Raw genomic sequence first — 7,743 nt, 5'->3', positions numbered from 1 at the left:
ATATTATATCTATTTAGCAAAAATAATTATTTTTTAATGTTTATTTTTTATTATTTTTTAAAATATTTTAATTTAAATTTAATTAGTTAATAGGAGTTATTTGCTAATTATACTTATTTTTAAATATTTATTTTTTATAAAAACATGTATTAATACTTTATACATATTTTAACATATTTTAATTAAATATCTGTTTTTACAAAAAATAATCATTCCACAGCCTTTTTAATAAAAATTATAGTATTTTAATATAAACAGTCATATTCTAAAATTAAATCGTTATCTAAAGAGTATGAATTTTTTAATTTAAGGGATATTCCTTCAGCCATTGTTTTGAAACCTTCACCATCAACTAAAGTTTTTGCATCAAACCCACCAACAATTAAAGGAGCAACACATAATCGAATTTCATCAATCAAATGATGTTTAAACATAGCCCATATTAAAGTTGATCCTCCTTCTAGCATTAAAGTTTTAATTCCGTTTTCATAAAGATAATCTAACAACTTAATTAAATCAACAGGATAATCACCAGCAGAAAAAACATCTGCATGTTTTTTAAGTTTTTCAATTTTTTCGTTGTTGTTACCACTGGATAATGCATTGTTTGAAATAGCTATTATTGTTTTAGCTTTATCATTTAAAACATTAGAATTTAAAGGGGTACGAACATTACTATCAACAATAATTCTTACAGGATTGTCTTCAATATTATTCGATACTTTATGAGCCGTCAATTTAGGATTATCAACCATTACAGTATTAATTCCTACCATAATTCCATCAACTTCTTTTCTTAATTCATGGACTCGAATTAAATCTTTTTCTCCAGAAATTTCACTATTTCCAGTTTTAGTAGCTATTTTTCCATCTAAAGTCATTGCAGCATTTAAAATTACATATGATTTCATATTATCCTCAAAATCACTTGTTTTTTATCTTATTTTATTAAATAAGTTTTTTATTTTACTTTATTGTAGTATTAATAATATATTTAAATGTATATATACATGGATATATGTATATATTAATTTTAATAATATTTAATAGTTTAATAATATTTAATTTTATATTTAATTTTAATTAAATTCTAATAATATTATTGAAAATTTACTATAAACCATTATTTAAATTAGAAAGATGAGAATTTAAAAATTAAAATTATAAAAACTAGAATTCTAAAAAGGAAATAATGAAATTTTTAAAACATCTTAATATGTTTTATTTTCATCTTTTTTTATTTTTGGTTTGAAATTTTTAAGAAGTAAAGAAAGAGAAATAACTGTAACAGAACTTAAAGCCATTGCTAAAGCACCATATTCTGGTCTAAAAACTATTCCAAAAATAGGATAAAGAATTCCACAAGCAATTGGAATTAATATCATATTATATGCAAATGCCCAAAAAATATTTTCTTTAATTCTTCTAATTACTTTCTTAGAAAATTCAATAGCTACCACAACATTTTCAAGGTTATCATCAGTTAAAACAATGTCTCCACTATCCATAGCAATATCACTACCACTTCCAAGAGCTATTCCAACATCAGCACCAGAAATAGCTGGAGCATCATTTATACCATCTCCAACAAATGTAATGATTATATTATTACCATTATCCTTTTTAATTGAATTACTAAATTTAGTTTTTATGTTTATTAAATGATCTAACTTCTCATTAGGGAGAACTTCAGAAATAATATTTTCTATACCCACTTTTTTTCCTACTTCAATAGCTGTTTTATTATTATCTCCTGTAATCATCATAGGTTCTATATCTAAGGATTTTAAAGAATCCATAGTGTATTTTGCATTGTCTTTAATTTTATCCATTAAAGCAATTATACCAAGTACATCATTTTCAATAGCTATTAAAATAGTTGTTTTACCTTCATTGGATAACTTGAGATATCTTTCAAGTAAATCATCACTGATTTTGATATTTTCATCATCTAAAATTTTTTTATTTCCAACAATAATTTGTTTGTTTTTATAAATAGCTTTTAATCCTTTTCCACTAATATTTTCAAATGAATCTAAATCAAATAAATTTATTTTTAAATTTTGACATTCTTTGACTATTGTTTTAGCAATGGGATGATTAGATTTAGATTCTAAAGATCCTGTTATCATTAATAAAAAATCATTTAAATCATTTGAATTTAAATTAGAATCTAAACTAGAACCTAAACTAGAATCTAAGCTAGAATTTAAGCTAGAATCTAAATTTGAATTTTCCATGATTCTTTGATTTTTAATAAAAATAGGATAATAAAATTTTAGATTATCATCTACGGGATAAATGTCAGATATTTCAGGTTTGCCTTCAGTTATTGTTCCTGTTTTATCAAAAATGGCTATTTTTGTCTTTCCAGCATTTTCTAAAACTTCACCATTTTTAATTAAAACTCCATATTCTGCAGCTCTTCCAACACCTACAGTAACCGCTGTTGGAGTGGCTAAACCTAAAGCACATGGACATGCAATTACTAGTACAGAAATAACTGTTGACAAAGCAAACAATTTATCTCCATTAAAAAGATACCAAAATAAACCTGATAAAATAGCTATTATAAAGACTGTTGGAATAAAAAATTTGACTACTTTATCTGCCAATGACTGAACAGGAGGCTTAGAACCTTGAGCTTTAGAAACTAAATCAATTATTTGAGATAGGAGAGTTTCCCTACCTACTTTAATTGATTTAATATATAAAATCCCATTTTGATTTATTGTTCCTGAAAAAACTTTATTTTTTTCTTTATTTTTATGTTTAGGTATAGGTTCTCCACTAATCATTGATTCATCAACATAACTATCCCCATTAATAACAATTCCATCAGCAGGAATTTTTTCACCAGGTTTGACTAATAAAATGTCTCCAATAGCTATTTCTTCAATAAAAATTGTTTTTTCAAAATATTTTTCATTAAAACTATCAATTTCATTATTTTTTCCATCAAATTCCTTGCTTAAATCTAATTCCTCTTCTTTATTTTCAATTAATAATGTAGCAGTTTTTGGTTGAAGACCAATTAATTGTTTTATTGAATTTAAAGTTTGATTTTTTGCTCTTGATTCTAAATATCTGCCTAAGGATAAAAATGAAGCCAACATAATAGCTGTTTCATAAAACATAAAATGAGAATCTAAAACTATGTTAAAAGTCCCTAAAGTGCTTGAAATAAAGGCTACAAGAATTCCCATTGAATACATAACATCCATATCTAATATTTTATGAGAAATTGACTTATATCCCCCATCTAAAATTGGTTTTGAAACATAAATAAATGGACCAATAGATATTAATAATGATAAAATTCCTATTATATGAATATCCATGGACATATGATGTGAAAACGGTATTGATACAAGATTTTCAATAGGTAAGTACATTATAGCCATTAAAACTGCTGAAGATATAAACCCAACAATTATCCTATTTCTTTTATCTTTTAAATCTTTTCTAAATCTTTCATCATCTGCAGATAAATCTATTTCTTCAGCAACACCAATATAATCAAATCCTAATGATTCAATAGCTTCACCCATGTCTTTTATAGAAACAAGATTTTTGTTGTAAAAAACATGAACTCTTTGAAGTGAAAGATTTACAATGGCTTTCTTGACTCCATTTAATCCATTTAATACTTTTTCAATATTGGCTACACAAACAGCACAGTGCATTCCATCTATCTGTAATTGAACCTCATCGAAAACTACATCAAAGCCAAGAGATTCAATAGCTTTGTTAATCTTTTCAAAAGATACTAATTTATCGTTGTATTCAACTACAGCATTGTTTGATGAAATATTTACACTTGCATTTAAAACCCCATCTAATGATTTTAGTGATTTTTCAACATTAGAAGCACATACTGCACAATGCATTCCAACAATTTTTATTTCTATGTTCTTAAGTTTATTATTCATTTAAAAACCTATATTTTAAAATAATAATTGAAAAATTCATGGAAATTAAAATATTAAATAAATGTAAAAAAATTAATATAAAAATGATATGCGAAAATATTATTAAACTATTATTAATAATAATTTTATTAAAAGAGCTATATAAAATTTTGGTATTCCTAAAAACTGAATTTGTTTATTTAAAAAAATTTATTATAAAAAAATATTTATTTAAAAAAATTATAATAAAAAATATTAAATAGATAAATACAAAAAAATACAAAAAATAAATAAAAAATAAATAAAAATTAAATAAAAAAGGTTAAAAAATGGAAGATAGATTTGAAAAAGGAATGAATGTACTTAAAATTACAAATAAAGAAAATATTGAGAAAATATTCGAAAATTTAGAAGATATTGCTCCAGATTTAGGAAGATTTGTTGTAGAATTCCCATATTCTGAAATATACTCTCGTGAAGGTTTAGATTTAAAAACAAGAGAACTAATTACTATTGGTGCATTAACAGCCATTGGAACTGCTGAAAACCAACTAAAAAGCCATATAAATGCTGCACTTAATGTAGGGAACTCAACTACAGAAATTGTTGAAGCTATTATGCAAATGTCTGCATATGCAGGTTTTCCTGCAGCATTGAATGGAATTATGGCAGCAAAAGAAGTTTTTAAAGAAAAAGGATTATTACCAGTAAAATAGTTTAAAAATGAAATAAAACAAAACCAAAGATTTTTTTTTAATTTTAATTTAGAATGTATGGTGTTAGAAAGTCCATGAAAATTTGAAGCTTAATACAATCTTTTTTTATAGTTTTCATGGAGTATAAGTTGTGAAAATAAAAGTACAACTAATAATTATAGTCCAGAAAATAAAGTTTAGAAGTAATAATTTTTTTTAAAAATTCTTATATTCATCTATTAATTAAATTAAATAATTATAATAAATATTTTTTTATATAATAAAATTATAAATGATTATTTTAAAAATTAGATATAATATAAACTTATTTTTAAAATAAATAACTACTCAACAAACCATTAATTCAAAAATTTTCTTTCAGGACTATAATATTATTAATTATCTATTATTATTGTAACAGAATCCAAATCAAACCCTAATAATTTAAAACATAATATTTATCTTTAATATGCATACAATAATTTGCTTTGTTTGAAGAGAGCATATCTAAATAGTGCTAATCCTGTTGCTCCCCCATTAATTGCTGCCTTTGCATTACTTATCATTTCTTTTGAAGAAAGTGATTTTCCATTTTTACCATAGGTTTCAAGACCTGCCCAGACTTTTGCATTGCCTGAATGGGATGAATACCATTTAACAGTATTTTTGACCCGTATGTTATTATTTACAAAGGCAGTTTTATAAACCATTGGAATTAAAACATCCATATATTTACCTAACGCTTCTGTATCTTGACCATACCAACTGATACTCCTATCAATTTCAGGCATTAATGCTGCAGATAGAATTATATTTTTATTGTGTTTTTTAGCAGCAGAGTTAGCCATTTTAGCAAATAATGTAATGGCTTTAACTCCACTAACCCCATTTGAATAGTCATATTGATATGCTGCTCTATTTTTTGAAGCCTTTCCTGAATATCTGATGTAGTCAAAATGAATTCCATCAACTTTTAATTGGGAATATCTTTTAACTCGTTTAATAAGTTTGTTAAAGTATGCATAGTTGTAATTTTTTGTTTTAGTGTTTATTGGATTTATCCAAGTATCACCATAGTGAAAGGTACAGAACCAAATGTGGACTTTTATGCCCTGTTTATGGGATTTTTTTAGAAAATTAAGAAACCATTTTTCACCACGATTAAAAACAGCAGTTTCAAGAAGTAATATATTTCCAATGCCTGATGCCTTTAGTTTTTTAAAGTTAACTGAACCAGCAGGATCATTCCAAAGCCAAATAGCATTTTCTTTAACATATGGATTAGAATATTGATTTAATTTATTTGTTTTTTTAATATTTAATGCAATTGAAGTAGGCAATTTTTTTTTAGTTGAATAAGAATTTAGAATTTTTGCAAATAGGAAGATATAGGTTTGTGTTTGTTTTTTTTGCCATTAGTGGATACAATATAATTTGGAACTTTATTACTTTTATTTATATATGAAACAACCCATTTACTATAAGAATAATAGCTATTTTTAGAAATTTTACTGTTTATGTCATCCCCGCTTGGTAAATTTGGATATTTCACTCCTTTTTTAATAGCTATTGTGGCATTTTTATTCTCTACTTTGTATTGTATTGTTTGACCCATCAAATAAGTGTATTCCATGATTGTTAAGCTATTTCCATCACAACTAACTTTTGTTGGAAGTTTATGGTTTTTTGTTATATAGTTATTTAAACTTACAGATGTTTTAACAACACTGTCTTGAGAAACGGTGTTGTTGGCATCTACAGCAAAAGAAACCTCACATATAATAAAAACAGAAAAAAATATTAAAATAAATAGAAGTACCATTATGCCTTTTTTTGATTTCATTTTCTTACCTTCTGATTTTTTCTTTTTAGTGGTTAAAGTTAATTTATTTTTATAATAAATTTTAGAATTAATTTAGAATTAATTTAGAATTACTTTTTTAATTATTTTTTAATTAACTTTTAATTAATTTGCTAATTTTTAATTAAATTAAAGAATACTCATCTATTTGATAATGTGAAAGAAATTAAGTGCACAAGTAAGGAGTTTCAGCTCTACATATATCCAATTTTGAAAGGGTTTTTTGTCTCTCTCAACTTCAAGAGTAATTGCTACTATACCAGTGGATTTAGCTACTCCTCTTACCATTCCACTAAATGCATTTCCATAACCAATATATGGATTTGCTTTTTTCTTAATGTATTTAAGCCATGTTCTTTCATTTTTAACAGGATAAGTATTTGCCCAAATTAGTCCATTTTTCCTATGAGATATAAATCCACCTGTATGAACCTCAATAATATGAGTAACCTTATTTTTTTTTGCAAATTCAAGTATTTTATATCCTGGAGTGTTTTTTTTATTCGCAATTCTGTTAGGATCTACATTTTTCAATGTTCTCGGATCATACCACAATCTTTTGTTTTTTTGAGTATCTAAAGGAATAACAAATGGAATAATGTAAATTGTACCTTTAAATTTCCTATTTTTTATTTTTTCAATAACCTTTAATGTTGCAATACTAGCTCCTGCCTCATCACCATGTATTCCTGCATGAATCAATACTTTTGGATTCCCACTCCCAAACTGTAGTATCACAGAACCATTTTTAGACATGTTAACGATTCTTAAAGAAAGTGAACCTTTTGGAAGATATTTGGAGATATTTTTATTTTTCATAGCATCTCCCTTAACAGATGAACTTGTGTCAAAGTATTTTATGGTGTAATTTGAAGTAGTATTTTTAAGTACTACTGCATCAACAGGGTTTAAAGCAGTGTTTCCAATGAAAAAAATAGCTAATAAAAGAATGATGATTGTTAAATAATATGCCTTTTTTGATATTATCTGTTTATTTATTCTCAATTATAATCTCCTGTTTTTTAAATAATGCATCTTCAGTTTCTAAAGAATTATTTTTAGATTTATTAGAAATAATATTCTTAATTAAATCATTAAAATCGTTTTATGAGATATTATAAAGTATTATATTTTTATTATAAAGTATTATATTTTTATTATAAAGTATTATATTTTTATTATAAAGTATTATATTTTGAGTAATATATTTTATTTTCATCATTTATAAATTTATCCTAAACAATAAAAATATTAAAAATTAAATACCATAAAATGC

6 protein-coding genes are annotated in these 7,743 nt (G+C 24.5%); 1 reads left to right on the top strand and 5 read right to left on the bottom strand.

Annotated elements, in window-relative coordinates:
• Positions 1-245: 245 nt before the first annotated feature.
• Together MBCUR_RS09835 and MBCUR_RS09830 are read right to left on the bottom strand one after the other, a co-directional pair.
• On the bottom strand, positions 246-911 hold the full coding sequence (locus MBCUR_RS09835; RefSeq protein ID WP_067092816.1) for a 2,5-diamino-6-(ribosylamino)-4(3H)-pyrimidinone 5'-phosphate reductase: 666 nt from the start codon (positions 909-911) through the stop codon (positions 246-248).
• 300 nt (positions 912-1,211) lie between these two features.
• Positions 1,212-3,932 carry a heavy metal translocating P-type ATPase gene (locus MBCUR_RS09830; RefSeq protein ID WP_067092814.1) on the bottom strand — a complete coding sequence of 907 codons (2,721 nt, stop codon included), beginning with the start codon at positions 3,930-3,932 and terminating at the stop codon, positions 1,212-1,214.
• A gap of 308 nt (positions 3,933-4,240) precedes the next feature.
• Between MBCUR_RS09830 and MBCUR_RS09820 the strand changes: the two genes are divergently transcribed.
• A complete protein-coding gene (locus tag MBCUR_RS09820; protein WP_067092810.1) occupies positions 4,241-4,627 on the top strand; it encodes a carboxymuconolactone decarboxylase family protein in 387 nt (128 codons plus the stop codon).
• 443 nt (positions 4,628-5,070) lie between these two features.
• On the opposite strand, the gene MBCUR_RS09815 is transcribed toward MBCUR_RS09820, so the two are convergent.
• The 3 genes from MBCUR_RS09815 to MBCUR_RS09805 form a co-directional block, all read right to left on the bottom strand.
• Positions 5,071-5,946: a putative glycoside hydrolase gene (locus MBCUR_RS09815; protein ID WP_067092809.1), complete on the bottom strand. Its 876-nt coding sequence runs from the start codon at positions 5,944-5,946 to the stop codon at positions 5,071-5,073.
• A gap of 23 nt (positions 5,947-5,969) precedes the next feature.
• Positions 5,970-6,449 (bottom strand): hypothetical protein, encoded by a 480-nt coding sequence (locus MBCUR_RS09810; protein ID WP_067092807.1) that lies wholly within the window; start codon positions 6,447-6,449, stop codon positions 5,970-5,972.
• Positions 6,450-6,611: 162 nt separating this feature from the next.
• Complete coding sequence (locus MBCUR_RS09805; RefSeq protein WP_067092806.1) at positions 6,612-7,472, bottom strand: M14 family metallopeptidase; 861 nt, start codon at positions 7,470-7,472, stop codon at positions 6,612-6,614.
• Positions 7,473-7,743: the final 271 nt, after the last annotated feature.

It is taken from the genome of Methanobrevibacter curvatus (genome assembly GCF_001639295.1).
In the GTDB taxonomy this organism is placed as follows: Archaea; Methanobacteriota; Methanobacteria; order Methanobacteriales; family Methanobacteriaceae; genus Methanoflexus; species Methanoflexus curvatus.
The sequence above is the reverse complement of the archived record's forward strand: the minus strand, read 5'-3'. Positions and strand labels throughout refer to the sequence as shown.